Origin of the sequence: Vibrio sp. Vb0888, assembly GCF_033338835.1 — a bacterium.
Lineage (GTDB): Bacteria > Pseudomonadota > Gammaproteobacteria > Enterobacterales > Vibrionaceae > Vibrio > Vibrio alginolyticus.
Window position 1 is genome coordinate 1 of sequence record NZ_JAWOTL010000281.1, and the last position, 1,102, is coordinate 1,102.

The following is a 1,102-nucleotide window of genomic DNA, read 5'->3' on the forward strand; positions in this document are numbered from 1 at the left end:
CGACTGACATGGTTTTCTCCATTTCGTTATTGTAATGCCATGAATCGATCTCTTTGGATCATGAGTTGGTCGATACGAGCATCGTATCGCGCTTGTTCTAAGCTACCCAATTCGGCCATTTTACTTGCTTCACTGTAATATTGAATCGCTTTATTCCAGTTTGCTCTTAGTGCCAGAATTTCCGCGCGAGCTGCAAGCTCTTCATCACTACGTCCAAGGGCATGATAGCCTTTCGATAATAGCTGCCAGCCATTGCTATCTTCTGGGTTATCGTGTGTATAACGCTGAAGCGTACGCACCGCTTGATCATTTTGGTTTGCTTCAAGCAACGCGTTGGCGTAGTTAATGGTTAATACTTTGTTTTGAGGATTACGCTTTAGCGCGCTATTTAGCAACTCAACAGCTTTTTGTGGCTGTTTTTTCTCGATGTATAGATCGGTCATTGCATCTAAATAGAATGGGTTGCCCGGATCTTGCGCTAACAGTTTTTTCAAAATCGGTTCTGCTTGTGATAAGCGTTTGTTGTCCAGATGAACCAGCGCTCGGCCGTAATCAAATGACGGCATGATGTCCGCTGAAGCTTTCTTTTGAGTACGCTCAAACCAACCTAGTGCGGCTTGTCCGTCGATACCGGCATATCGCGCCACAATGCGCGCGCGCGCCAAATGGTAATCGATAGAGGGTGCAATGCGCATTGGAGGATAGGCTTGTGCACGTTGACGGCTATCTGCTACACGGTCTTCTGGTAAAGGGTGAGTCAGTAGCATTGGTGGCGGTTTACTCGCGTAGCGGTACTCATCAGCTAAACGTCCAAAGAAACGCGGCATTGCTTGCACATCAAATCCTGCTTTCGCCAAGGTTGCGATGCCGAAGCGGTCGGCTTCTTTCTCGTTTGAGCGAGTGTAGTTGATTTGGCTTTGCATGTTGCCTGCTGTTGCGGCGGTAATCGCTGCCATGCCAGCTTCTGGTGAAGCAATCGAAAGTAACACTGCACCAGCAAGCGCGGCTAAAGTAGCTGGAGAGCGCCTTGCTTGGTCTTCCATACTGCGCGCTAGGTGGCGCTGTGTTACGTGCGCAATTTCGTGCGCGACAACGGATGCGA

At 49.0% G+C, this 1,102-nt stretch carries 1 protein-coding gene; it reads right to left on the reverse strand.

Features of this window, described 5'->3' with window-relative positions:
* Window positions 1–26: 26 nt before the first annotated feature.
* The coding region (locus R7P72_RS25635; RefSeq protein ID WP_318111048.1) for a tetratricopeptide repeat protein at window positions 27–1,102 on the reverse strand (1,076 nt) is incomplete at its 5' end.